This is a genomic window from Brachybacterium vulturis (assembly GCF_043641765.1).
Classification (GTDB): Bacteria; Actinomycetota; Actinomycetes; order Actinomycetales; family Dermabacteraceae; genus Brachybacterium; species Brachybacterium vulturis_A.
The window spans coordinates 77,402-102,442 of sequence record NZ_JBHZRO010000007.1; the positions used below are offsets into that span (position 1 = coordinate 77,402).

At 70.7% G+C, this 25,041-nt stretch carries 23 protein-coding genes; 8 read left to right on the top strand and 15 right to left on the bottom strand.

Annotated features, from left to right (window positions below; translation table 11 throughout):
• Positions 1–70 precede the first annotated feature (70 nt).
• From ACHUEU_RS07185 to ACHUEU_RS07195, 3 genes are all read left to right on the top strand, one after another.
• Positions 71–1,144 carry a class I SAM-dependent methyltransferase gene (locus ACHUEU_RS07185; RefSeq protein ID WP_394215231.1) on the top strand — a complete coding sequence of 358 codons (1,074 nt, stop codon included), beginning with the start codon at positions 71–73 and terminating at the stop codon, positions 1,142–1,144.
• Positions 1,141–2,322 carry a flavin-containing monooxygenase gene (locus ACHUEU_RS07190; RefSeq protein ID WP_394215233.1) on the top strand — a complete coding sequence of 394 codons (1,182 nt, stop codon included), beginning with the start codon at positions 1,141–1,143 and terminating at the stop codon, positions 2,320–2,322. Before ACHUEU_RS07185 ends, ACHUEU_RS07190 begins: the two co-directional genes overlap by 4 nt.
• Positions 2,323–2,502: 180 nt before the next feature.
• Positions 2,503–3,282 (top strand): SurA N-terminal domain-containing protein, encoded by a 780-nt coding sequence (locus ACHUEU_RS07195; protein WP_394215234.1) that lies wholly within the window; start codon positions 2,503–2,505, stop codon positions 3,280–3,282.
• Positions 3,283–3,301: 19 nt separating this feature from the next.
• Here the strand turns inward: ACHUEU_RS07195 and ACHUEU_RS07200 are convergent, their stop codons facing one another.
• The 4 genes from ACHUEU_RS07200 to ACHUEU_RS07215 all read right to left on the bottom strand — a co-directional run bounded on the left by ACHUEU_RS07200 (position 3,302) and on the right by ACHUEU_RS07215 (position 6,935).
• On the bottom strand, positions 3,302–3,493 hold the full coding sequence (locus tag ACHUEU_RS07200) for a hypothetical protein (RefSeq protein ID WP_394215235.1): 192 nt from the start codon (positions 3,491–3,493) through the stop codon (positions 3,302–3,304).
• A gap of 321 nt (positions 3,494–3,814) precedes the next feature.
• Entirely contained in the window at positions 3,815–5,380 is a 1,566-nt protein-coding gene (locus ACHUEU_RS07205; protein WP_394215236.1) for a GMC family oxidoreductase, read from the bottom strand.
• The gene (locus ACHUEU_RS07210; protein ID WP_394215237.1) at positions 5,377–5,976 is read right to left on the bottom strand and encodes a hypothetical protein; all 600 of its coding nucleotides are present in this window, start codon (positions 5,974–5,976) and stop codon (positions 5,377–5,379) included. Before ACHUEU_RS07210 ends, ACHUEU_RS07205 begins: the two co-directional genes overlap by 4 nt.
• 167 nt (positions 5,977–6,143) lie before the next feature.
• Positions 6,144–6,935, bottom strand: coding sequence for an IclR family transcriptional regulator (locus ACHUEU_RS07215; RefSeq protein ID WP_394215238.1), 792 nt, complete (start codon positions 6,933–6,935; stop codon positions 6,144–6,146).
• Positions 6,936–7,076: 141 nt separating this feature from the next.
• Between ACHUEU_RS07215 and ACHUEU_RS07220 the strand changes: the two genes are divergently transcribed.
• Positions 7,077–7,397 (top strand): putative quinol monooxygenase, encoded by a 321-nt coding sequence (locus tag ACHUEU_RS07220; protein WP_394215239.1) that lies wholly within the window; start codon positions 7,077–7,079, stop codon positions 7,395–7,397.
• Between the two features lie 52 nt (positions 7,398–7,449).
• Here the strand turns inward: ACHUEU_RS07220 and ACHUEU_RS07225 are convergent, their stop codons facing one another.
• Complete coding sequence (locus tag ACHUEU_RS07225) at positions 7,450–10,056, bottom strand: multicopper oxidase domain-containing protein (protein WP_394215240.1); 2,607 nt, start codon at positions 10,054–10,056, stop codon at positions 7,450–7,452.
• On the bottom strand, positions 10,053–10,745 hold the full coding sequence (locus ACHUEU_RS07230) for a helix-turn-helix transcriptional regulator (RefSeq protein ID WP_394215241.1): 693 nt from the start codon (positions 10,743–10,745) through the stop codon (positions 10,053–10,055). The genes ACHUEU_RS07225 and ACHUEU_RS07230 overlap by 4 nt, the downstream gene beginning before the upstream one ends.
• Before the next feature lie 74 nt (positions 10,746–10,819).
• On the opposite strand from ACHUEU_RS07230, the gene ACHUEU_RS07235 reads away from it, so the two are divergent.
• Complete coding sequence (locus ACHUEU_RS07235; RefSeq protein ID WP_394215242.1) at positions 10,820–11,137, top strand: DUF2249 domain-containing protein; 318 nt, start codon at positions 10,820–10,822, stop codon at positions 11,135–11,137.
• A gap of 72 nt (positions 11,138–11,209) precedes the next feature.
• On the opposite strand, the gene ACHUEU_RS07240 is transcribed toward ACHUEU_RS07235, so the two are convergent.
• Together ACHUEU_RS07240 and ACHUEU_RS07245 are read right to left on the bottom strand one after the other, a co-directional pair.
• On the bottom strand, positions 11,210–11,980 hold the full coding sequence (locus tag ACHUEU_RS07240) for a DUF899 family protein (protein ID WP_394215243.1): 771 nt from the start codon (positions 11,978–11,980) through the stop codon (positions 11,210–11,212).
• Between the two features lie 155 nt (positions 11,981–12,135).
• Complete coding sequence (locus ACHUEU_RS07245) at positions 12,136–13,194, bottom strand: tellurite resistance/C4-dicarboxylate transporter family protein (RefSeq protein ID WP_394215244.1); 1,059 nt, start codon at positions 13,192–13,194, stop codon at positions 12,136–12,138.
• A 180-nt stretch (positions 13,195–13,374) separates the two neighbouring features.
• Between ACHUEU_RS07245 and ACHUEU_RS07250 the strand changes: the two genes are divergently transcribed.
• A complete protein-coding gene (locus ACHUEU_RS07250; RefSeq protein WP_394215245.1) occupies positions 13,375–14,826 on the top strand; it encodes an MDR family MFS transporter in 1,452 nt (483 codons plus the stop codon).
• 63 nt (positions 14,827–14,889) lie between these two features.
• Here the strand turns inward: ACHUEU_RS07250 and ACHUEU_RS07255 are convergent, their stop codons facing one another.
• Positions 14,890–15,804, bottom strand: coding sequence for an NADP-dependent oxidoreductase (locus ACHUEU_RS07255; RefSeq protein WP_394215246.1), 915 nt, complete (start codon positions 15,802–15,804; stop codon positions 14,890–14,892).
• Positions 15,805–16,048: 244 nt separating this feature from the next.
• On the opposite strand from ACHUEU_RS07255, the gene ACHUEU_RS07260 reads away from it, so the two are divergent.
• Complete coding sequence (locus ACHUEU_RS07260) at positions 16,049–16,393, top strand: hypothetical protein (RefSeq protein ID WP_394215247.1); 345 nt, start codon at positions 16,049–16,051, stop codon at positions 16,391–16,393.
• On the opposite strand, the gene ACHUEU_RS07265 is transcribed toward ACHUEU_RS07260, so the two are convergent.
• The 4 genes from ACHUEU_RS07265 to ACHUEU_RS07280 all read right to left on the bottom strand — a co-directional run bounded on the left by ACHUEU_RS07265 (position 16,394) and on the right by ACHUEU_RS07280 (position 19,778).
• Positions 16,394–16,537: a hypothetical protein gene (locus ACHUEU_RS07265; RefSeq protein WP_394215248.1), complete on the bottom strand. Its 144-nt coding sequence runs from the start codon at positions 16,535–16,537 to the stop codon at positions 16,394–16,396. It abuts the gene before it with no gap.
• A gap of 159 nt (positions 16,538–16,696) precedes the next feature.
• Positions 16,697–17,164, bottom strand: coding sequence for a cupin domain-containing protein (locus ACHUEU_RS07270; protein ID WP_394215249.1), 468 nt, complete (start codon positions 17,162–17,164; stop codon positions 16,697–16,699).
• A gap of 65 nt (positions 17,165–17,229) precedes the next feature.
• Positions 17,230–18,987, bottom strand: a complete 1,758-nt coding sequence (locus ACHUEU_RS07275; protein WP_394215250.1) for a helix-turn-helix transcriptional regulator — start codon at positions 18,985–18,987, stop codon at positions 17,230–17,232.
• On the bottom strand, positions 18,984–19,778 hold the full coding sequence (locus tag ACHUEU_RS07280; RefSeq protein ID WP_394215251.1) for an AAA family ATPase: 795 nt from the start codon (positions 19,776–19,778) through the stop codon (positions 18,984–18,986). Before ACHUEU_RS07280 ends, ACHUEU_RS07275 begins: the two co-directional genes overlap by 4 nt.
• 76 nt (positions 19,779–19,854) lie before the next feature.
• On the opposite strand from ACHUEU_RS07280, the gene ACHUEU_RS07285 reads away from it, so the two are divergent.
• The gene (locus ACHUEU_RS07285; protein WP_394215252.1) at positions 19,855–20,736 is read left to right on the top strand and encodes an SDR family oxidoreductase; all 882 of its coding nucleotides are present in this window, start codon (positions 19,855–19,857) and stop codon (positions 20,734–20,736) included.
• A gap of 153 nt (positions 20,737–20,889) precedes the next feature.
• Here ACHUEU_RS07285 and ACHUEU_RS07290 read toward each other — a convergent pair whose 3' ends face one another.
• Both ACHUEU_RS07290 and ACHUEU_RS07295 read right to left on the bottom strand, forming a co-directional pair.
• Positions 20,890–21,828: a GIY-YIG nuclease family protein gene (locus ACHUEU_RS07290; RefSeq protein WP_394215253.1), complete on the bottom strand. Its 939-nt coding sequence runs from the start codon at positions 21,826–21,828 to the stop codon at positions 20,890–20,892.
• Entirely contained in the window at positions 21,825–25,040 is a 3,216-nt protein-coding gene (locus tag ACHUEU_RS07295) for a type I restriction endonuclease subunit R (protein WP_394215254.1), read from the bottom strand. Before ACHUEU_RS07295 ends, ACHUEU_RS07290 begins: the two co-directional genes overlap by 4 nt.
• Position 25,041 lies beyond the last annotated feature (1 nt).

The window sequence follows — 25,041 nt, forward strand, 5'->3', positions numbered from 1 at the left end:
CGGGCTGAAAGGTCCATGAAAGGAGGATCCCACAGTCTGTGTTCCACGACCACCACCAGGAGGAGCAGTCATGACCACCACCGACCTCGACCCCACTGCCGTGGAAGCCTTCGCCCAGCAGGTGGCGGCCTCCCTGACCGGCGGCGCCACCACCGCGATGATGGTGATCGGCGACCGCCTCGGCCTCTACGCCGCTCTCGGCGAGGCGGGGCCTCTGACCCCCGCCCAGCTCGCCGCCCGCTCCGGGACGCTCGAACGCCCCCTGCGGGAATGGCTGTCCCAGCAGACCGCCGCCGGGATTATCGACCACGACGCGGAGACGGGCACCTTCGCCCTGCCGCCGGAGCGCGCCGCCGTGCTCGCCACGGACGACTCGCCCGCCAGCCTGATCGGGGCGGCACCGCTGATCACCGGCCTGCACCGGGGACTCGACCGGCTCACGGAGATGTTCCGCACCGGTGCCGGGGTCCCCTGGGGCGAACAGGATCCCACCATCCGGGAGTCCATCGAGCGGTTCTTCGGCTCCGCCTACCGCGGATTCCTGGTCCCCGAATGGCTGCCTGCCCTGGACGGGGTGGAGGAGCAGCTGGCCCGCGGCATCCGCGTCGCCGACGTCGGGTGCGGGCACGCGGCGCCGCTGCTGATGCTGGCGGAGGCGTTCCCGGCCTCGCAGTACACCGGATTCGACCTCCATGCCGGCTCCGTCGACGTCGCCCGTCGACGGATCGCCGAGGCGGGGCTGAGCGATCGGGTGAACGCCGAGGTCGCCTCGGCCGGGGACTACCCCGCTGCGGGGTACGGCCTCATCACCTTCTTCGACGTGCTCCACGACCTCGGTGACCCCACCGCGGCAGCGGCCCATGCCCGCCGCGCGCTCGCGCCCGACGGCACCGTGATGGTGGTCGAGCCCCGCGCGGGCGATGACCTGGACACCACGGTGGAGACCATCCCGATGGCCGCGATCAGCTTCGCGGCCTCCACCGGCCTGTGCGTGCCCAATGCGATGTCGCAGCCCGGCGGCTCCTCCCTGGGCAGCCAGGCGGGCGCCGACGCGGTGTGCCGCGTGCTCGCGGAGGCTGGTTTCTCCCGGGTGCGCCGGGCCGCCGACACCCCGTTCCACACCGTTCTGGAGGCTCGACCATGAATACCGTTCGCACCCTCGCCCCACCCACCGTCACCGTGCTGGGGAGCGGCCCGGCCGGCCTCAGCAGCGCCGCCCACCTCCAGCACCGCGGCGCCCGCGTCACGGTGCTGGAGAAGGGCGGCGCGGTGGCCCAGGCGTGGGCATCCCGCTACCGCGGTCTGCGCTTCAACACCAGCCGGACCACCTCGGCCCTGCTCGGGCATCCGTTTCCGCGGTCTTTCGGCCGTTTCCCCACCCGCGACCAGTACGTGAGGTATCTGCGCGACTTCTGCCGGGAGCAGGAGATCGAGGTGCGCACCGGGTGCACCGCCACCCGCATCGACCCCGCTGAGGAGGGCTGGTCCGTGACCACCAGCGCCGGCCCCGTGCTCTCTGAACACGTCGTCGTCGCGACCGGTCCGTTCAACGCTCCCGTATGGCCCGAGTGGGCGGTGGGGTCACCGTTCCGCGGACAGATCGTGCACGCCGCGCACTATCAGGACCCTGCCCCGTTCGTCGGCCGGCACGTGCTGGTCGTGGGGGCGGGCAGCACGGGGATGGAGATCGCCCATGAGGCGGCCGTCGCCGGCGCCGCCGAGGTGACCCTGTCGGTGCGCACCCCGCCCACGCTCCTCCTGCGCGAGTTCCGGGGGATGGCCGGGGACGTCGGGGCCCCGCTGATGCTCCACCTTCCCGCCGCCATCGCGGATGCCGCGCTGCGTTCGCTGTCCGCGGCGATGGTCGGGGACCTCGCCCCGTACGGGCTGCCCGTTCCGACGGAGGGCGCGATGACCTCGTTGAGGCGGCGCGGGGCGGGCATCGCTGTGGTCGATCCGGAGGTGATCGAGGCGATCCGGGAGGAACGGATCCGGGTGCGGCCTGCCGTGGTGGAGCTCGGCGAGCACTCGGCACGGCTCAGCGACGGCTCCGACATCGAGGCGGACTCGATCGTGGTGGCCACCGGCTATTCCTCAGGGCTGGCACCCCTGATCGGGCATCTCGGGGTCCTCGACATCCGAGGGCTCCCCCGCGACGGCCGCGGCCACGAGCTGCTGCCCGGCCTGCGGTGCCTCGGCTACGTCGCCCGTCCAGGACTGACGGGCTACGATTCCCGGCTCGCTCGGCGCATGGCCCGGGAGCTCTGCTCCCCGGCAGGTGCCCGGCCCCGGCGCCGTCGGCTCGAGCCCGCGCCGACGTGACCTCCTCCGTGGACCGCCCCTCGGACGCGTCGGAGGAGACTCCGCAGAACATCCCCGCCGTTACCGTTCCGTGACACTGCCCACGGCAAGCGGATTCCTGAGCGGACTGTGAACGCTCGTGCACCCCACTCCCGGACCCGGGGCGTACTGTCGCCCGCTCCACCGATCTCAGGAGGCACTGTGAAGATTCCGAGCCACCGGGCGCTCCGGCGCATGCTCGCCGCTGTCACGCTCACGACGGCGGTCGCTCTGACGGGATGCAGCGGTGACCAGGCCGCCCCCACCGGCGGCAGCGACCAGGGCGGCCAGGCACCCGCGGCCAGCGATGGCGGGCAGCCGCAGCTGCCCGACGCGGATGTCTCCGACGTCCCGGACGTGGTCGCCGAGGTCAACGGCGAGAAGATCACCAAGGAGGAGTTCGTCTCCGTGTACGAGGGACAGTTCCAGCAGGCCGCGATGCAGCAGCAGAGCACCGGCCAGGAGGTGGACCAGACGGAGCTCAAGCAGCAGGTCGCGAACCAGCTGGTGGACAACCGCCTGTTGGTCCAGGGAGCGCAGGATGCCGGGATCGAGCCGAGCGAGGAGGACATCGACGCGACCCTCGAGGAGATCGCGCAGCAGAACGGCCTGGGCTCCGCCGACGAGGTGGTCTCGGCGCTCGAGGAGCAGGGCATGAGCGAGGAGGACATCCGCCAGGAGGCCGCCTCGCAGTTCACGCTGACCTCCTTCGTCGAGCAGGAGGCCGATATCCAGCCGCCCAGCGACCAGGAGCTGAAGGCCCAGTACGAGCAGCTGGTCGAGCAGCAGTCCCAGGCCGGCGGCCAGCAGACCGAGGTGCCTCCCTTCGAGGAGGTCAAGGAGCAGCTGGCCCAGCAGTCGGTCAGCCAGCAGCAGAACGAGGCGGCGACCACGCTCGCCGCCGAGCTGCGGGAGGCCGGCGAGGTGACCGTGAACGTCTGAGCATCAGGCACTGCTGCGGTCAGCCGAAGGGCGGCAAGTCCTTGCCGATGCACCACCGGCTGTCGTCCTTCGGATCGCGGTAGGCGGCGTCCATCGCGGAGGAGAACCCTCCGTGGGTCTTGACGAGGTTGCGGGCGTGTTCGCTCTCGATCCCGAGGCGATCCGAGATATCCATGCCGTACTGCTCCCCCTCCCGGATGCTCTTCGTCATCCGAGGATCCGGGTTCTCCAGAGTCGGCGTCCGGGCCCACCCGGGCGACGGCCTGCACCAGGCGCAGCGCATGCTCTCCGGTCTCGCGCAGCACGTCGCTGCGCTGCGTGAAGAGCCTCGCGGTCTCGCGGAGCTGTGCGGTGTCCGCGCCCTGGAATCCGGTCATGGGAGATGACGGCAGCGCGGTCCCTCCGAAGTCGACATGGGGAGAAGTCCCCACCTCCGCAGCCCCGAGACTGCGGCTCTGGCGGGCCGGCGAGTTCTCGTCTCAAGGACCCGCCGGCCCTGCTCGGCGGACTCAGCACAGTGGCGGTACGCCGCTCAGACCTCCCCCTTCTTGAGCGACTCGGCGAGGTGCTCGGCCTGCCGGATCGCGAGCGCGACGATGGTCAGTGTCGGGTTCGCGGCGGCGCCGGTGGTGAACTGCGAGCCGTCGGAGATGAACAGGTTCGGCACGTCATGCGCCCTGCCCCACCTGTCGACCACGCCGTCCTCGGGCCTCTCGCTCATGCGGCAGGTGCCCAGATTGTGGGTGGACGGGTACGGCGGGGTGCGATGGGAGCCGACCGCGCCGACAGCCGAGTAGAGCTTCTGCGCCTGGGTGTAGGCGTGCTCCCGCATCGCTGCGTCGTTGGCATGGTCGTCGAAGTGGACGTGGGCGACCGGCAGGCCGTGCTGGTCGGTGACGGTGGAGTCGAGCGTGATGGCATTGGACTCCTGCGGCATGTCCTCACCCACCAACCAGCAGCCGGCAGTGTTCTCGTAGGCGTCCAGCAGTCCGGTGAGCTGCGGCCCCCAGGCCCCGGGCTCGATGAAGCTGGCGAGGAACGCCGGGCCCAGCGAGATGGTCTGGATGTTGTAACCGCCCACGAAACCGCGGGAGGGATCATGGACCGACTCGTCGGCGATGTTGCCGGCCATGGTCTCGCCGCGGTACATGCGCACCGGCTTGTCGAACTGGGCGTACACGCTGCCGGTCATATGGCGCATGTAGTTGCGGCCCACCTGCCCGGAGGAGTTCGCGAGCCCGTCGGGGAACAGTGAGGACGAGCTCAGGTGCAGCAGGCGCGGGGTCTCGATCGAGTTCCCGGCCACGCACACCACCTGTGCGGCCTGGCGGTGCAGCGTCCCGTCCTGGTCGAGGTAGAGCACCGCGTCCACCCGCCCGGTGCGGTCGTGCAGGATCTGCGCGACGTGGGAGTTCGGTCGCAGATCCAGTTTGCCGGTCTTCAGTGCGCGAGGGATCTCCCGCACCCTGGTCGACCACTTCGACCCGTTCTTGTCCCCCTGGAAGTTGAAGCCGTCCTGGACGGAGGCGGGGCGGCCGTCATAGGGCTCAGCATTGGTGCCGTAGGGGCCGGTGGCGTAGTAGTGGTAGCCGAGCTTCTCCGCTCCCGCGGCGAGCACCTTGAAGTTGTTGTTCGCCGGCAGTGGCGGCCGGCCGCCGCGGTGGGTGGAGCCGATCGCGTCCTCGGCACGCGTGTAGTAGGGCTCGAGGTCCTCGTAGGCCAGCGGCCAGTCCAACAGGCTCGCGCCGTCGACCCGCCCATAGGTCGAGCGGGCCCGGAACTCATGGGGCTTGATGCGCGGCGTCGCCCCGGACCAGTGGGTGGTGGTTCCGCCGACGGCCTTCACGATCCAGGCGGGCAGGTTCGGGAAGTCCTCGGCCACCCTCCAGCTCCCGGAGGTGGTGCGGGTGTCGCTCCAGGCCATCTGGTGGAAGGCCGCCCATTCGAGGTTCATGTAGTCCTCACCTCGCAGGTAGGGACCGGCCTCGAGGACCACGCACTCGATGCCCTGCTTCGTGAGCTCGTAGGCGAGCGTGCCGCCACCGGCCCCCGAACCGATGATGACGACGGTCTCGGTGGAATGGTCGATGGTGCTCATGCCGTGGCTCCCTTGCCGCTCGTCCCCCGGCCGGTGCGTCCGGCCCGTGCCCTGCTCTGTCCTGCCGGGACCGCGGCACCTCGGGTGCTGGCGGTGGTCGCCGCTCGCGGGAGGTCGGAGACGACCTCCGTCAACGGCTCTCCGTCGTACTCCTCGATCCGCGGGTCGGGCAGCCAGTCGAGGTCGTCGAAGCCGCGGTCGATGTAGCCGCCCTTGTCGAAGGAGGGCCCTTCGTAACCGAGCGCCTCCCACACCTGCTCGTCCTCGTAGAGGCTCACCACGACCGTCTGTCGCACGAAGCCGAAGAACGAGGTGTGCTGGATGCGCAGCAGCAGCGGCAGCGCCTCCTGCGTCGTCAGCTCGGTGAAGCGTCCATCTGCCAGGGCCTGCAGCGAATCCAGACCCTGCGCAAGCTTGACCCGCATCCAGGTGCTGTCCTCCGCGGCTCCCTGCACGGTGGCCGCCACCCGCTCATAGGCGGCCTCGGGCACGCCCTGGTGCGGGAACGCGGCTCGGATGAGGGCGAGGAGCGTCTGTGCGGCGTCCTCGCCGCCCTCGATGTCGTTGACGGGGTCCCCCGTCTGCGGAGCACTCATGGCATCTCCTTCCACTGCGTCGTCGTCAGTGATCTGGAGCACAGGTTAGGCAGGCGGAGCTGCAGCGGCAATCGGCGTTATCGCCGGGCGAGAAGCGCCCATCGACAGGTCCTCCCGTTCCGGGACCCGCACAGGTCACCGACGGTGCGATGCGGACGCCTCGGAGCTCAGTGGTGGTCCGCCCCCAGCCGATAGATGCGGCCCGCCCGGGAGGCGCAGGCCCGCAGCCGGTCCTCGACATGACGCACCCGGCCCGCATAGGCAGTCACCGGGGCGGAGAGCGCGACGGTGCCGATGAGCATGCCGTCGTCGGCCTTGATGGTCGCGGCGACGCAGTCGGTGCCGGACACGAACTCCTGGTGCTCCCAGGCGATGCCTCGGGCCGCGATCTCCGCGAGCTGAGTACGCAGCTGCTCGGGGTCGGTGAGGGTGCGTGCGGTGTGGGCCTGCAGTGGGGAGCCGGTGAGATAGGCATCGCTCTCCGCGACCGACAGCGAGGCGAGCCCCACCTTCCCGAACGCGGTCGCGTGCGGGCTCTCGTGGAATCCGAAGCTCAGCGGGGAGAGTCGCGGAGCCTGCGGCGAGTCGGAGACGTGCACGACCACGAAATCAGCGCCCCGGTGAATCGCCAGGTAGGCAGCCATCCCCAGGTCGCGGTGGAGGGCGCGGACCTCCTCGCGCACGGCGCGCGGGACTCCGAGGTGCTCGTGAAGGCCGACGGCCAGGCGGTGGAGCTTGTATCCCAGCGCGAAGCGCTGCTCGTCCCGCAGATGGACCAGATACTCCGCGCGCAGCAGCTCCTGGGCGATGCGGTAGACGGTGGGCAGCGGGATCGCGGTGGCGTCCGCGATGCCGCGAGCGGTGCTGCTGCCGTGCTCGGCGACGGCTTCGAGAACGGCGAGCGCACGCGGGATCTGCCCGACCGGGGCCGCGTCGCTCCGCTCCTGCATGATGCCCATCCCGCCCCTTTCAGCTCCTGCGGTCATTGTGCCGCAGGTGCTCGAGGCGGGAGCGCTTCTTGCCTTGCGAGAATGGGGCTACCGCAGTGCCCGGGCAGCAGGCAGGCTGGCCGTGCACCCCCTCTCAGAAAGGACATCCCGATGATCCTCATCAACGTGAAGTTCCCCGTGAAGCCCGAGTTCGCGGACCAGTGGCCCGAGCTCTCGCGCGAGTTCACCGAGACCACCCTGGCCGAGCCCGGCAACCTGTGGTTCGAGTGGTCGCGCAGCGTGGAGGAGCCGAACACCTACGTGCTGATCGAGGCCTTCACCGACGAGGGCGCAGGCCCGCATGTGAACTCCCCGCACTTCCAGACGATGCAGCAGGAGTTCCCGCAGTACCTCGAGGCGACCCCGCAGATCATCTCCCACCAGATCGACAGCGAGGGCTGGGGCCCGATGGGGGAGATCACCGTCGAGTGACCTGTCCCTGCCGTCCGCGCCCTGGACGGCACGGGCGGCACCGCCGACCGGGTCAGGGGGCGCTGACCTCGAGGAACCCGTGTGCACCGCGCTCCGCGTCGCGGAGCACATGGGACATGAACGGGTAGCGGCCCGGCTCCGGCGGGATCAGCTCGACGAACCCGCCCTGCGCCGGCAGCAGGCCGAGCGCCTGCGCGCCCTCGCCGGAGCCGGTCTCCACGAGATAGCGGCCCTCGCTCCAGACGGTGTCGAACTGGGTGCCGATCACGTGGAAGCTGAGGGCCCGTTCCGGACCGGCATCCAGCACCCAGAACCGCACCCGCTCCCCGGCGTCGGCCTGCAGCGGCGCGTGATCGTACTGAGAGGCGTAGCCGTTGAAGGCGACCAGCTCCGGCTCGCCCGCCGCGAGCGCGTCGCCGTCGAGCTCCTGGCCCTGCGGCCCGAGGTAGTACTCGCCCTGGATGAGCAGGTAGCTGCGGTCCACGGCGGGGAGGTCCTGCGGTTCGATGATCACCGCGCCGTACATTCCCGAGGCCACGTGGGTGGAGACCGGTGCGGTCCCGCAGTGGTACATCCAGATCCCCGCCCGTTCGGCGGTGAAGGTGTAGGTCAGCGACTCCCCCGGCGCGATCGTGCGCATGGGCCCGTCGGGGGCGAGCTCACCGGCATGGAAGTCGATCGAGTGCCCGATGGTGCCGTCGTTGACCAGGGTCACCTCGAACACGTCCCCGACGCGGCCGTGCAGCACCGGTCCGGGGGCGGTGCCGCCGAAGGTCCACAGCTCTTGGGTGATGCCGGGGGCGACCTCCCTGACCTGCTCGGTGACCACGAGCGTGACCTTCCGGGTGACGGGGCCGTCGCTCGGCGGCAGCGGAGCCAGCTCCGCGTCATACGGCGAGAAGCCCGTACCGGGATCGGCGGCGAGGTCGATCGCGGGCTTCTGGCCGGGACCCTGCGCCCCCGCCCCATGGGCATGCTCGGCAGCACCGCCCTCCGCGCCGGCGACGGCCGGCGGTTCGCCCGCATCGCCACCGGTGGTGACGATGCTCAGCACCATCCCCTGCTGGCGGTGCCCGGCGATCCCGCACCAGGCGTCGAGAGCGCCGGTGACCACGCCGAGGTCAAGGGTCTCGCTCTGGCCGGGGGCGAGGCGCGCGGTGCGGGCGCCGTTCTCGAGGACCAGATCGTGGGTCATCGCCGGGTCGGTGTTCGTCAGCTCGATGAGCAGGTGCGTGCCGGCCGGCACCTCGATGCGGTCGGGGGTGAAGCGGAGCTCCGCAGCGGTCACCGCGACCGTCTGCACCGGTGCCGGGGCGTTCCTCGCGGAGTCTCCGGTGGCGGTCGCCGGCACCGGGGACGCGCCGCTGCCGCCGGTGAGCGGGTGGAGGGTGGCGATCGTGAGGACCGTGAGGGTGGCCAGCAGCAGGGCGCCGACGGCGGCCCCGGCGCGGCGTCCACCGAAGCGGGAGGCCCCCACCGCCGCGGGCGGAACGAGCGGGACGGCGGCAGGGGCCGTCCCTGCCACAGGCTCTGCGGGTGCCGGGCGCGGTGCCGGGCGCGTCGTGGGGCGCGTGGGACCCAGCAGCGCACTGCTCAGCGCGATGGCGAGGAACACCAGCAGCGCGAGCACTCCGAGGACGCCGCCGAGCTGCCAGGCCGGACCCCAGCCGAGCGCATCCCCGAGCCCGAGCCGCACCGCGAGGCTCAGCTGCAGCAGCCCCAGCGGCACCCAGAACGCGCTGCGGTAAGGCAGGTCGATCCGCAGCACCGCGGGCAGGATCGTGGTCGCGTGCGCCATGATCATCGAGATCGTGAAGCCGAGGAACACGGCGTGGGCGACGGCGTCGTAGGCGCCGCCCTGCGGGGTGCCGCCCAGCAGCAGCACGGCGGCGGCGATGCTGAGCCATCCGTAGCCGCACAGGATCGCTGCGGCCATGAACCGGGTGGCGCCCCGGGTGCGCAGGGTGCGGCGCGCGATGTCATGGGGGATCAGCCAGAGCAGCAGGGCGCCCAGCGCGGCACCGAGCAGGATCGCGCCCGCCTCGGCGAACACCACCCCGACCAGCAGCGCGACCACCACCCCGGCTGCATGCACCAGCACCCGGACGCCGGCGCCGGCGCCGAGCGTGATCCGGGCGAGCTCGACGCGCTCGGCGGCGATGGTGAGCACCACGAAACCGATCAGCCAGGGCAGCACCTCGGCGAAGTCCGCTCCGCCGGCCCAGCGGATCGCGCCCCCGCAGGCCAGCCCCGCCGCGAGCAGCTCGGTGAGCACGGCCTCGTCGTACTGGCGCCGCCACAGCGGCAGGTAGAGGAGGGTGAACGCGGCGGTGCCGGCGACCAGCAGCAGCTTGCCCACGCCGAGCGGCACCGGATCGGCGATCAGCGCGACCGCGCCGAGGCCCAGCAGCGCCGGGGCCAAGAAGCCGTACCAGCGGGCCAGAGCGGTCGCGCGCTCCAGTGCGATCAGGGTGGCGACGAAGCCGAGCACCAGCAGCATCCCGTGCACCACCGGCAGCCGGTCCGTGCTCACCGGGGCAGGCAGTCCGATCAGCAGCAGCGCGGCATCGAGGCCGGCCAGCAGGGCGAACCCGGCCGGGAGCATCCAGGCCAGCCGCCAGGACGGAGGCCTGCGGCGCGGCACGGCGGGACTGGTCATCCCGCATCCCGCAGGCGCAGATGGCACTGCCCGGGGGCGGCGAAGGGGAGCAGCTCGACCTCGGGCCGCGCGCCGTCCAGGGCCGGGGCGCCCTCGAGGAGCCCGGCGAGCAGGCCGCGGTGCACGGAGCAGACCACCTCGGTATGACGGCTCGCGGCCTCCAGCAGCGGGCAGCGGTGCAGCACGATCCGCTCGCCGTCGTCCTCCGGAGCGAAGCCCTGCGCGGCCATGGCGTCGGTGACCACGGCGCGGGCCGTGGCGGGCGGGGCGGTCTCGGGGAGGTCCGCGGCCAGCTGCCCGCCCCAGCCGCGGCCGGCCTCGTGGGCGGTGGCAGCAGGGTCCGCGCTGGTGCGGGCGATGGTCCCGGCCAGCACGCCGGCGAGCGCGGCATAGGGCGAGGCGGGTCCGTACCGGGTAGGACGCCAGAGCCAGGCGGGGCGGCCGCGTCCCTCGGCGGCCGCCCGGGAGCGGGTGACGTGCCCGTCGGCCAGCAGCTGGTCCAGGTGGCCGCGCACGGTGTTCTCGTGCAGCCCGGTGGCGCGGCTGATCGCGGCGACCGAGACCGGGGAGCGTTGCGCCTCGACCGTGCGCAGCACCTGCTCGCGGGCCCTGGAGTGGCGGCGCCCCGCGGCGCCGCGGCGCGGCGGAGGGCCGTTCTGCGCGTCGGGACCTGTGCGAAAGTTTTCCACGGGATCAAAGGTAATATATTCAGCGGACCCGATCCGCCACGTTCGTCCCGAGGGGACGACAGACAGGAGCCGACATGGCTGACATCCAGATCCAGAGCTCGCGCGAGGACGCCGTCGAGCAGAAGCCGTCCCAGCAGGGATGCGCCTGCGGCGAGCATGACGAGGCGCTGCCCGAGCTCGACGTACAGACGATCCCCCACGCGATCCGGCACGCCTCGATCTTCGGGGCGATCGAGTCGCTGGTGCCGGGCGGCGGCATGGTCATCTCGGCGACCCACGACCCGGTGCCGCTGCTGCTGCAGCTGCAGGCCAAGCACGGGGACGCCTATGCGACCGAGTACCTCGACCAGGGCCCCGAGCGCTGGCGCATCCTGATCCGTCGCGCCGCCTAAGCACTGCGCACAGCAGGACCGGCGCCGCGGGGCGACCGCTCGGCTCCGAAGGAGCGGGGCCGACGCGCAGTTTCAGTGCTGCCCTGGTCGGCCCAGCGTCGTGACCGGGGTCGCCCCCGGTCGCGCCCACTGGGGCAGGGGCCGGCTGGTCCCTCCCCCGGTGGGGGTGCCCCCGGCGTCGGTGCGCCAGCTCCAGCAGGCGTGGTGCCCGGCGGGCCAGCCCTCGGGCACCTCCTCCCAGTCCTCGCTGCGGCCGTAGGGCGTCATGTCCAGCAGGCCCATCGAGAAGTTCACCCGCTCATTGCCGCGCCCGGTGGTGCGGTAGGTGAGGAAGACCCGGTCACCGTCGCGCAGGAAGCTCACGAGGGACCCCATGTCGCCGCCGATCGGGGCGGGGGCCTCCCGCACCGAGTACCAGGGCACGCGGCGGTAGCCCATGAACGCGGTGAACGGGTGGACCTCCTCCCACGGACCGGTGGTGAGGATCGCGAGCGAGACCCCGTGGGCGTGCAGGTAGGTCGCATCATGCAGGTGCCAGGCGGTGGTGGTGCAGCCCTCGCACTGTCCCTGGTGCGGGGCGCCGTCGTGCCACATGTGCTGGTAGACCACGAGCCGGTCGCGTCGCTCGAACAGGGAGAGGAACGGCACGGGGCCGACGGGCCCGGTCACCAGGATGTTCCCGTCGATCTCCACCATCGGCAGTCGGCGCCGGGCGGCGGCGATCGCATCACCCTCGCGGGTGTGCGCCTTCTCCCGCACCAGCAGCTGGTCGCGGGCGGTCTGCCAGGATGCCATGTCGACCACGGGCGGGTATCCGGTCGGGTTCGTCGGCGCAGCGCTCATCGGCGATCGCTCCTCAGGATGCCGCCGCGGCGGGCGCCGGGGCGTGTGCGGCCACCCAAGCACACCGCCCCTCCCCCGTCCAGAGCCGGGATGTGCGGTGATGACGAGATACCGATCCACGTCCCGGGTCGGGGCGGAGCCCTCACCCGCCGGCCTCAGGTGCCGCGCACCCCGCGCATCAGCGTGACCAGCAGCCCGGCGAAGACCGCGACCCACGCGCACACGGCGACCACCAGCCCGACGATCCCGATCCCCTCCACCAGCGGCAGATGCTCCACATGGCCCAGCCGCAGCGAGGCGACGGCGAACATGCCCAGCGGGAATACCATCGACCACAGCGTGGGGACGTACCGCAGCGGCACCCGGTGGATCACGTGCCGCCACAGCCCCGCACCGAGCAGCAGGGGGTACTGCCACAGGGCGAAGCACCAGAAGAGCACCACGGTCCCGCCGATCAGCCCGCGGGCGGCGTCGACCATCGGCACCGGCTCCATGGCGTAGATCCCCGCTCCGGCGACGACGGCGATCGCCAGCGCCCCCATCGCCACCCAGTAGGTGGGTTCGAACTGCTGCGGCGTGATACCGAAGTGCACGATCCGCAGGATCACCAGCACCGCGATCCCCACGTAGAGGATCGTCCCCACGGACCAGGACAGCACCGTCAGCAGGCCCAGCACGGCGGCGAAGACGGGCGATGCCGGCTCCAGGCCGGACAGGCCCACGGCCAGGGACTGCGAGGCGACCGACCAGACGAACCAGCTGCCGTTGGTGCGGGCCAGGATCGGCTCCCCGTCGCGGGTCATCAGCACCTGCCAGGGCAGCACATAGCCCAGCACGATCCAGATCGAGGCGCCGATCCCGAGCAGCACCACGGAGGCCATGCCGAGACCTTCCGCCTGCAGGCCGACGGCCAGCACGCTGCAGGCGGCGACGACCGTGAAGTACCCGAAGGCGCTCTCGGGATTCCTCGCGTCCGCGCGCATCCGCTCCCGGTGACGGAGCCACCGTGCGATGTAGAGGACGGCCAGCACCGCGGCGGCGAGCACCCCGAGCACCAGCAGCGCCCGCGCCACGCCGGCGGCTCCCGCGGTGCGCAGCCCGACCGACACGATCCCGGTGGCCATCACCAGAGCGAAATAGCCCGGAGCAAGTCCGGCGAGCGCCTGGTCGGCGCGCGCGGCGAGCGTCGGAGAGGTCACTGTCGAGGAGGGCACGGCTCCATTGTGCGATGAATCGTGCGATGAATACGGTGACCCAGGGCATCGAGACATGCATCCCAGCACCCAGACCTTGCACCGAGTGCAACTTTACGCCTAATCTCATGCGCGGCGGCATCAGCCGCACGATGAGCGGGGAACGGCCCGGCGAGGATCGAGACGGGGGAGGATCCCACCATGGGCCACACCGACGACGAGGCCCCAGAGGCGAGCGGCCGCACGCAACCGGCGGTGAACCCCTTCCTGGTGATGGCGGTGCTGCTCGCGGGCGCGTTCGTCATCATCCTGAACCAGACCCTGCTGAACACGGCCCTGCCGGCGTTCATGGTGGACTTCGGGATCTCCGCGAACACCGCCCAATGGGTGACCACACTGTTCATGCTGGTCAACGGCATCATGATCCCGGCAACGGCGTTCCTGATCCAGAAGTTCACCACGCGCACCATGTTCTTCGCCGCGATGGGCATCTTCACGCTGGGGACGATCATCTGCGCGATCGCACCGGTCTATGCCGTACTGCTGCTGGGCCGGGTGGTGCAGGCCGCCGCCGGCGGCATGATCATGCCGCTGATGCAGACGATCCTGTTCGCGATCTTCCCCATCCACAAGCGCGGCACCGCCATGGGCACCTTCGGCCTGGTGATCTCCTTCGCCCCCGCGATCGGGCCGACCCTGTCCGGGTTCATCGTGGACAACTGGTCCTGGCGCTGGCTGTTCGCGATGATGCTGCCGATCGCCGTGGGCGCCCTGATCTTCGCCCACCTCACGCTGAAGAACGTCACCGAGCAGACGAACCCGCGCCTGGACACGCTCTCGCTGATCCTGTCCACCTTCGCCTTCGGCGGGCTGCTGTTCGGCTTCAGCAATGCGGGCAATGTGGGCTGGGGCAGCCTGCAGGTGATCGTCCCGCTGATCGTGGGCGTGCTGACCCTGATCTGGTTCGTGCACCGCCAGCTGCACCTGGAGGAGCCGCTGCTGGAGCTGCGGGTGCTCGCCAACCGCATGTTCGCCCTCGGCACGGTGCTGGGCATGCTGGTGTTCATGGCGATGGTCGGAGGGATGCTGATGATCCCGCTGTACATGCAGAACATGAGCGACTTCACCGCGATGGAGTCCGGGCTGGTGCTACTGCCGGGCGCGGTGATCATGGGCATCATGTCTCCCGTGACCGGGCGTATCTTCGACCGCTTCGGGGCCTCGGTGCTCGCGATCACCGGTTTCGCGCTCCTGGCGGTCACCAGCTTCCTGCTGGCCCGGCTGAGCGTGGATACGACCTTCGCCTACATCGCGATCGTCAATGCGGTGCGCATGCTGGGCACCGCGATGGTGATGATGCCGGTGACCACGGCGGCGCTGAACCAGCTGCCCCAGCGGATGATCCCGCACGGCGCCGCCGTGAACAACACGATGCGCCAGGTCGCCGCCTCCGTGGGCACCGGCGTGCTGGTCACGGTGATGACCGCCGCCGCGAGGGACCCCGAGGAATACGGCATGGCAGGCCCGATCCACGGCGTGAACGTGGCATTCATCGTCGCCGGCGGGATCGCCGTGGTGGGGCTGATCGGCTCCTGCTTCCTGCGCGGGTCACGGCCGCAGCGGCCGGAGTCCGAGCCCCTCCCGCAGAAGTAGCCTCTCCCGGTCCCCCTCCCCCGCCGCCGGCGCGGGCCGCGCCCCAGCGGCCCGGCCGTGCGCTCAGCGCGTGGCGTCGATGAGGAGCTTACCGCTCGCGGTGCCGCCCATGCTGACCTCGAAGGCGTCGGCGACCTCGGCGAGGGGGAAGGTCCGGTCGATGTCGACGTGGAGGGTACCGGCGGCGACCTTCTCGAGCAGGCTGCGCAGGCGGGCTCCGTCCGGTCGCACCCACACCCAGCGCCCGCCGGCCTCCTCGACGGAGGGGTCGGCGATCGAGACGTGGCGCCCGCCTTCGGCAAGCAGCGCGAGGGTCTCCTCCCGCGCGCCGCCGACGAAGTCCGCGACCGCGCTCACGCCCTCGGGAGCGAGCTGCCGCACCCGCTCGACCAGGCCCTCCCCGTAGGCCACCGGGGTGACGCCGATCGCCTCCAGCTTCTCGTGGTGGCGAGGGGAGGCGGTGCCGATGACGGTCGCGCCCCGTTCGCGCGCGAGCTGGGCGGCGAGGTGACCCACCCCGCCGGAGGCGGCATGGATGAGCAGGGTGTCCTGCCCGGTCAGCTCCAGGGTCTCGAGACTGCGCAGGGCGGTCAGCCCGGCCAGGGGCAGGCCCGCGGCGGCGTCGACGTCGACACCGTCGGGGATCGCGGCGACGGAGGTGGCGGGCAGCGCGACGTACTCGGCGAAGGTGCCGCCGTGCAGGACATCCTTGCGGCCGTAGGAGGCGACCCGGTCACCGGGCGCGAACTCGGGGGCATCGGGGCCGACGGCCTCCACCACGCCGGCCACGTCCCAGCCCGGGATGATCGGGAAGACCGCGTCCATGAGGGCATCCAGGCCGCCGCTCATCACCTTCCAGTCGACGGGGTTGACGGCGGCGCGCTCCACCCGGATCAGCACGGCACCCGGGCCGACCTTCGGCAGCGGGGCGTCGGTGAGCTCGAGGGTGGAGGGGTCGCCGTATTCGGAGTAGGTCATTGCACGCATGGCGGGGACAACGCGGCGGGGCCGCAGTGAATTCCCGACGGCGTCCTGTGCAGCGTCACTGCATCGCGCGTGAGGTGATAAGGCGGTTTATCGGGCTCTCCCACCCGTCCTGTCAGGGCCTGATCGCATCCTTTCCTCATGACTCGTATGCACCGCATGCGATCCACGATCACCGTTCTCGCGGCAGCCCCCGGCGGGCCTCGCTGCAGGATCCGGGCTGCTGGAAAGGGACCCCATGTTCTTCACCCACGATATCGCCGACGCCTTCGGTGACTGGCTCGAGCGCGGGCGCATCCAGCGAGCGCTCATCGCTGCGCTGCCGGAGCTCGCCGACGCCATCACTCCCGACGAGCGGCGCCCGCTCCTGCGGATCCGGCGCCCGGCCGGCGACGCGCTGATCGTCGCGAGGGCGGCCGATGACGCCGCAGGGCGGTGGATCGTCGGCATCCCCGATCAGCCGGTGCCGACGCTGCATGACGTCGACTCGCCGGACGAGGTCGTCGACATCGTGCGAGAGGCTCTCGCACGACCGGAGTCCCGCGATGAGCAGGACGACGGACTCGACGTTCCCGGGCCCTGATCAGGCCTCGACCTGTGCGGTCTCCCAGGTGCCGTAGCCCTGACCAGCCTCGGCCACCAGGGCTGATATTGTGAAGGTGCCAGCGACAAGAGGGTCAGGGATCCTCTTCCGGAACTCCGGATAGCTGGCATTTCTCTGTCTCATTTGTCCAGCGGGCTGTCGTCCGGGCCTCCCCAGGGAAAGAACGTGGACTCCACCAGCGGCTCGACATGAGTCTCGTGGACTGTCGCGGCCTTCGCCTGACGAACCCGCCGCCTCGCCCAGTGCAGGTAGTCAGCTGAGCTCTGCTCCCACGGTGTCTGGTCACAGTGAAGTGCGATCTGGATCCGGTTCCACGAGTGCGACGCCGTGTCGCCTGGTCACGGCGAGGATCTTCTCCCTCGAGTCGCCGACGCCCTGATCCCTGGGGACGGAGTCGGCGTAGTCGGCGAAGAACCGGCCTGCGCCATCGCCAGAAGTAATCGCCACGAATCGGGCAACTTCGCCGATCACCGCGAAGGTGTTCGGCACCCCGGCCGGCAAGACGACCAGCCCACCCGGTTCCACCTCGTGCCTTTCGCCACCGACCTGCGCTGTGACCCTGCCTTCGAGCAGGAACAGCACGCCGGTCCACGGCGAGACGTGCGGAGGTGTCATCGGGGCGTGGGGCGCTCTCACCTCGAAGACCTCGAACGCCCCGGCCTCGTCATGGATGGCGACCTTGGCGACGTGGTCTCCGTCGGTCATCGAGTAGCTGCGGCCACCTCCGGGGGGCACGTGAATGGTGTCCATGATTCCTCCTGTGACTAGGTGACACCATCGTCCGGCCGGAAGCGTGCCCCGCAGCGAGTACCGCTCTACTCGAGTCCGAGGACGTCCGCAAGGGCGGTACGCTCGGAGACTCCCAGCTTGTGTCCGGCGCGGTAGAGGTGCCCTTCGACCGTCCGCACCGACACGGTCAATCGCCCGGCGATGGCCCGGTTGGACAGCCCCCGGGCGGCCAGCACCGCGATCTCGCGTTCACGGGCGGTCAGCGGCAGCGGTCGGACAGCGAGCGCCAGGGCCGGGGTCCAGGCGCCCGACCGGCGCGCCAGCTGCTCGGCGACGGCCGCAGCGGTCAGAGCCGAACCGTGCCGACCGTGCCGTCGGTGTACGTCGGCCGCTTGGGCGGCCGCGTCGCCGGCGGCGACCAGATCACCGAGCCGGGTCCACGCCGCCGAGGCCTCGAGCAACCGCTCCCCGTCCTGGTCCGCCCAGGCACGGGCGTGGGCGTCGGCCGTTGCCGCCCGCGGACTGAGCGTGGCGAGAGCCCTGAGGCGGGGAGGCGCCGTGGTCGCATCGCCGAATTGCAGCGCGGTCTGCCAGGCGAGCACCTCGTAGGCCGGGGCCCCCGTCTCGCGGGCGACAGTGGCCGCGGCGACAGCATGGCGATGTGCCTCGGTCGTCGACCCGTCGGCAGCCGCTCCCCATGCCTGCGCCAGCAGATCATCGGGCAGACAGAAGCTGTAGGCAGGATGATGTCGGGCGACGATGTCGTCCAGGAGCGGAGCGACCGATGCCGTCTGACCCGCCTGTCCGGTTGCGGTCGCCAGCAGGGTTCGGCAGCGGAACCGGAACTCGTGCCCCGAGTTCTCCAGCCCGGCCCACGCCTCGCGCAGGAGAAGGAGCGCATCGCGGACGCGGCCCCCGGCGAGCGCGGCATGCCCGGCGACGACCAGTCCCATGAGCCGGGCCGGGCCCGGGAGATCGGCCGAGGCGGCGTGCATCCCCCGTGCACGCTCCTCGGCCCTGTCCAGCATCCCGGCGAGACGGTATCCGAGCACTTGCAGGTCAGCGAGTTCGAACCCGGGAATGACGGTGGGTATTCGGTCGGCGGTGAGGCCACCGACGATCGCGGCCTCCTCGAGCAGTCCCTGCTCCCCGGTGACAGCAGCCGCGGCGGACACCGCGGACGCGATCAGGTTGCGACTCAGTTCGTCGGGCGGGTCCCCGTGAAGCAGCACCGGACCGCGCTCGAGGACCGGGGCGAGATCTCCGACCGCGGCCGAGAGCGCGAGGGACATCGCGGCGGACTGGAGCGGGGCCGCCCCGGTGGCCTCGGCCGCGTCCACTGCTCGGCGTGCCTCCTGCGGCCTGCCCAAGGTCCACAGCAGGTTCCCGGCCCGGTACAGCCGCGTCTGAGCCCGCAGCAGCGGCTCCGACGGATCCGCCTCGAGGGACAGGAGGATCGCCTCGGCCTCGTCCCCACGGCTGAGCCAGGACAGGGAAGCGGCGTGCACCAGACGGGCGACGGGGTCACCGTCCGCAGCGGCTGCGCGCGCCAGCCGCTCGGCCAGCGGCAGTTCGTAGATCCGGATCGCAGCCTCGGCAGCCTGCAGGAACAGGGAGGGGTCAGGCGCCAGGTCGGAGTCGACGGTGAGCACCGCCCGCGGGATCGGGTCCGGTCCCGGGTCCATGGTCTGCGCGACCAACCCACGGAGGCGTCGTGACCGCAGCGTGCCCATGGCTGCACGGCGGACCTCGCCGTACAGCGGGTGTGCCAGTCGTGCGACCTGTCCCTCGATGCTCACGAGTGCCCGATCCTCGGCCTGCTCGACGTCTCCCGGCGAGGTCAACGCGGAAAGGGTGCGGACCGGGACCGGTTCGGCGAGCGCCACCAGATCCACGACGTCCCGCACCGGGCTGCGAGGTCACCGATCTGGCGTTCGACGAGGTCGGCCAATTCCGGGGAGATCGCGGGCTCACTGGTCCAGCGCCAGATCCCGGAGGATGGCGTGCACCGGCCCGCGGCCACCTCCCCCGGCAGCAGGTGCCGCAGGAACAGCGGGCTGCCCTCGGTCAGATGCCACAACCTGCGAGCGGAGGCCGATTCGATCGGACCGCCGAGCACCCGGGCGAGCAGAACGGAGACCTCCGCGCAGCCCAGCGGGTCCAGGTCCACGCATGGCAGGAGGTCGTCCTTCCACAGGGACACCACCACATCGGGCGCGGGCTCCCCGGTCCGCATCGTCACGACGACCGGTGCAAGCTGCCGTGCCACCACTCGATGCAGCACGATCGCGGAGTGCTCGTCCAGTCGGTGCGCGTCATCGACGGCCAGCACCAGCGGCCGCCGCCGGGAGAGCTCATCCAGCGTTCGGGCGATGGTGTCGGGCGCCTCCCCGGAGGCGACATCGAGAAGGCCCGCGAAGGCCCCGAGCGGCAAGGGGTGGGCGGCCGTGCTGCCGTGCGCCCACACGACCCTCTGACCCCGGGCCCGCGACTCCGACAGCGCCTCCCGCACGAGCCGGGTCTTGCCGACCCCGGGCGGGCCCCCCACCACGACTCCTGGCGCACCTGGCCGGATCGCCGTGATGACCCGGCGCAGCTCCTCGTCCCGGCCGGTGAGCGGCCACAGCCCCTCCATGGGAGTAGACTACCGCGCCCGAGTCGAGTATCGCTCTACTCGTACGCCAGGGACCGGACGGCGAGAGAGTCAGGGCATGACCACTCGAACCGTCCTCATCACCGGTGCCGGCCGCGGGATCGGCCGCGCCGTCTCCGTCCATCTGGCCCGCGCGGGCTGGCGGGTCTTTGCGGGTGTCCGCACCGACATCGCAGCCCAGCAGCTGGCTGCGGAATCTGCAATGATCACCCCGGTCGAACTCGACGTCACCGTGCACGAGCACCTGGACACGCTCGGGAGCCTTCTCCCCGAGCGGCTCGACGCCCTGATCAACAATGCCGGTATCGCCGTCCCGGGTCCGCTCGAGACGCTGTCCAGAGGCGAGATGCACCACCAGTTCGACGTGAACGTGGTCGGGCCGCTCGCACTCACCCGGGCTGTGCTGCCGCGGCTGCGCCGTGCCCGAGGACGAGTCGTATTCATCTCCTCGATCAACGGCCGGGTGTCGTTCCCGTTCACCGGCATGTACAACGCCTCGAAGTACGCGATCGAAGCCGTGGCCGACTGCCTCCGGGTCGAGCTGTTCCCCTTCGGCATCCAGGTCGCACTCGTCGAGCCGGGCGTGATCGACACAGACCCGTGGCACCAGATGGACGAACTTCTCGACGACCTCGAAGGTGACCTCGCTCCCGAGCTCAAGGCGCTCTATGCGCCGCACTTCGCCGGCGAGCACCGGCTCGTCGGCAACATCCGCAAGAACGCGAAACCGCCCGAGCAGGTCGCCCTAGCGATCGAGCGACAACTGACCCGGAGCCGGATGCGACCGCGCTCGCTGGTGGGGGCGGACGCCCGGTCGATCGTCGCCATGAAGTCGCTTCTGCCGGCCCGAGGCCTCGACGCGGTCTGGAGGCAGGGCCTCGGTCTCCGCCAGGACCTTGCTCCCCGAGACCCTCGGGTCGCCGTCGCACCGGGCCGGTGACCGGGCCGTTTTCAGCGCGTCGCGTCGATGTCAGAGGGCGACCACGACCCCGCTCACCCTGGCGAGCGCACCGGTGGACCCGACCGGGTCGACGAAGGTCCGGGACGTGGCCGAGCCGGCCTCGAGCCCCAGCGATCGCGGCTCCTGCCCGGATCAGGCTTCGGCCTGCGAGAGCTCCCAGGTGCCGTATCTTTGGCCGCTCTCGGCCTCCCATTCGGTCCTGCCGTTCGCGGAGGCGCGTCCCAGCACGACCGAGGCCGCTGCGGACGGCGAGGAGAAGACCAAGTCTTTGGTCAATCGGGCGAGGTCGCCACCGTCGAACGGCACGGCACTCTTCACCACCTCCGCATGCTGGAGCGACCGGTTCTCGAACTGCCTGGCGGTCGAGGCGGACTGCTTTCCCGATCTGCGCATCGCGCCGCTGACGATAGATCCCTCGAGCACAGTGAACTCGCCGTCGATGACCTGTGCGTGCGCATCGACACCCTTGGTGGTCCGCAGGTGGAACAGGGGGCTGTCCACCGTCATGTCCTCGAGACCGAGGCTCCCCTGCCCGGCCGTCGTCGTCGGTCGCTCCGGGACGGAGGCCGCACGGCCGCGGAAGATGTCGTATCCGAGGACGGGCATCAGGATGCGGACCTGGTCGATGAAGTAGTCCATGTCCGAGGCGTCCGCCTCGGGGAGGTCGGCGCCCCCTGTCGGTCCTTGGACGTTCTCGAGCGGGACTCGGCCGACGGTCTTGGCGATCCGCACCAGACGGGACTCGAGGTATCGGACGTGGGCGCTGGTGAGGTTCGCATCCTTCGAGGTGATGATGGCGACCTCATCCCAGAAGTCCTTCCTGGAGTCGTGCTCGACAAGCCGCTTGCCGACGTTGTCGCTCTCCCCGATGTAGGCGACGCTGTCGCCCTCGGCGTTGCTGCCGAACAGGATATAGATGCCGGTACGGCTCGCCTCTGTGCGTTTGCGGATCTCACCGAGTTCGAGGCGCTTGCCCCGCAGCACGTGGCCAGTCCAGTTGCCGATCTCCGCGGTCATCAGTCCGCCGGGCTTCCCGTCGACGAGGAAGAGCCTTACCTGCTTGCCGCTCATCGCGTCCCTCCTGCCGCTGGCTGGAGGCGCTCGGCGTAGCGCGGCGCGAGCGACTCCATCTGGTGCATGACGCTCACGATCGCCGCGGGCTGCTGATCCGGCGGGTACTTGTACTTGCGCAGCAGGCGCTTGATCGAGGAGCGCATCTTGGCCTTCACGTCGTCGCGCACGGTCCAGTCGGTGCGGATGTCCCGCTGCATGGTCACCACCAGCTCCCGAGCGATCTGGGCGAGGGTGTCATCCCCCATCACATCCACAGCCGAGGGATTCTGGGCGATGACGTCGTAGACGGAGAGCTCATCGGTGCCGAGCGGCGGGTTGAAGTGCTGACCGCGGTCGGCCTCGGCGCTGACCTCACCGGCCAGTTCGATGAGCCGGGCGATGATCTCCGCGGCGGTGAGCTGCTTGTTGGTGTACTTCAGCATCAGCTCGTTGATCCGCTCGGAGAACAGGGTGGAGCGCACCTGGTTGCCGCGGGTCACCCGGGCGGCTTCCTCGAGGATGCTGGCCTTCAGCGCTTCGATCGCGAGCTGTGACTTGGAGGGTTTCTTCGCCTCCTCGACCCAGGCGGGAGTGATCGCGTCCAGCCGCTGGAGCTCGAGGCCGGCTTCCTGGTAGATGTCCACCACGCCGGCGGCCTCGGCGGAGTCGACCAGCAGCTCGCCGAGCAGACGCCGCACCTCGTCGGTGATCGGCTCCCCACGGGAGAGGCGGTCGCGCGCGTCGAGCTTCGCCATCCACACGCGCACCTCCTTGTAGAACTGCACCTCGGGCAGCAGCGGTTGGATGTCGGTGTGCCCGGCGGCGAGGGCCCAGGCCCGGTCGAGCTTCGCCGAGTGGGTGCGGAAGGCGTCGGCCAGCGGCCGTGCCTGCGGGTTCTCGGGGTCCGTGTTCCCATCGGTCAGGGGCGAGCGCAGGAAGTTCGTGGTGGCGGTGACGGCGTTGATGAAGCCGCGGCGCACATCCGCGTTCTGGATCGCCTTCCAGTCCAGGGTGACGATCTCTCGCAGCAGGCCGACGAGGGAGTGGACCAGGTGCGCGGCCTCGTCCACGTCGCGCCGGCCCGCGGAGGGGTCGGTGGGGTCGACCTCGTGGGTGAATTCGCGCAGTGCGGCGTTGAGGTTCTCCAGCAGCGGGGCGTAGGCGACCAGCAGCCCGTCCTGCTTGCCCTTGAAGGTGCGGTTGACGCGGGCGAGGGTCTGCATGAGCAGGGCGCCCTTGATGCTGCGGTCCAGGTACAGGGTGTGCAGGGCCGGGGCGTCGAAGCCGGTGAGCATCATGTCCTTGACGATCACGATCTCGAGTTCATCGCCGGGGTCCTTGACACGCTGCTTGATGGCGGCGATCGCGCCCGGCCGGCGCATATGGGCCTTGATCTGCTCGGGGTCCGAGGGATTCGCGGTATAGACGACCTTGATCTTGCCCTTCGCATCGGAGTCGTCGTGCCAGTCCGGGCGCAGGGCGATGATCTCCTCGTACAGCCGGGCGGCGATGGAGCGGGTGGCCGTGACGATCATGGCCTTGCCGGGGCCCTCGACCATGGGGCGCAGGTTCTCGCGGCGCTGCTCCCAGTGGGCGACGAAGTCCTCCGCGAGGGTGTGGAGCCGCTCGGGCGCCCCGTAGAGGGCCTCGAGCACGGCGACGGACTGCTGCAGGCGCTGTTTGTCCACCTCGTCGAGCCCGGTGGTGGCTTCCTCGGCGGCGTCGTCGATCGCGTCGTCGTCGAGCTCCGCGAGCCGGGCGAGCTGGATCAGGCGGGGCTCGAAGTAGACGGGGACGGTGGCGTTGTCCTCCACGGCGCGGCGCAGGTCGTACACGTCGATATCGGCGCCGAACACCTCGCGGGTGTCGCGGTCCGCCTCCCGGATGGGGGTGCCGGTGAAAGCGATCAGCGCGGCGTTGGGCAGGGCGCTGCGCAGGTGGCGGGCGTAGCCGTCGAGGTCGCCGTAGTGGCTGCGATGGGCCTCGTCGGCGATGACGATGATGTTGCGACGGTCCGAGAGCAGGGGGTGGGCGGCACCCGCTTCCTTCTCCGCCTTGGACAGACCGAATTTCTGCAGGGTCGAGAAGTAGATCCCGCCGGTGCGGCGCTGGCTGAGCTGGGTGCGCAGCTCCTCGCGGGAGCCGACCTGGCGGGGCTGCTCGGGCAGCAGCGTGGAGCGTTGGAACCCGTCGAACAGCTGGGTGTCCAGCTCGGTGCGGTCGGTGAGGACCACGATCGTGGGGTTCGCCAGCTGCGGATGGCCCATCACCTTCGCGGTGTACAGCTCCATCTCCATGGACTTGCCGGAGCCCTGGGTGTGCCAGACCACGCCGATCTTGCCGTCGGAGCGGACGGCGTCGATGGTGGAGCCGACCGCTTTGGTGACGGCGAAGTACTGGTGGGGCTTGGCGATGCGCTTACTGAGCCCGCCGGCATCCTCATCGAAGGCGACGAAGTCGCAGACCAGCTGCCCGAAGCGTTCGAGGTTGAACAGGCCGTTGAGTGTCCAGTCGATCTCGGTGAGGATCTCCCCGTCCGGGCCCGGCTCGCCGATCGGGACCGGGCGCCCGTCGTCGTCGACGTTCCAGGACGCGAAGTGGTTCCACGGCGTGAACGCCGTGCCGTACCGCGCGTTGATGCCGTCGGTGGCGAGAACGAAGGCTGCGAAGCGGAACGCCATCGGCAGCTCGGTGATGTAGGTCTGCAGCTGATTGAACGCGGCCTCGGCCGTTGCGGCCCGGCTGCCGGCTTGCTTGAGCTCCATGATCGCCAGCGGCAGACCGTTCACGTAGGCGATCACGTCGAAGCGTCGCTCCACCTGACCGCGCCGCAGGGTCACTTGGTTCACCACCCGGTAGCTGTTCACTGCCGGGTCACCGGAGAGGAAACGAATCACGGGGGTGCGCTCGCGCCCGTCAAGGTCAACATAGGTGATGCCCCGGTAGCCGTCCCGAAGAATCTGGTGGAGACGGAAGTTCTCGGTGATCGCGTCGCGCGACTGCGGGGCGAGCACCTCAGCTGCGGCCTGCTGCAGGTACTCCCCTGGCACCTCGGGGTTGAGGTTCTTCAGCGCCGCATCGAGGGTGCCGCGCAGCACGATGTCCTGCCAGGACTCCCGCTCCCCCGAGCCCGGCGCGACCTCCGCGCCGGGCGTGAATTGCCAGTCGAGCTCCTGCAACGCATCGATGACGAGCTGCTCCCAGGCGTCTTCACCGGTATGGGACGACATG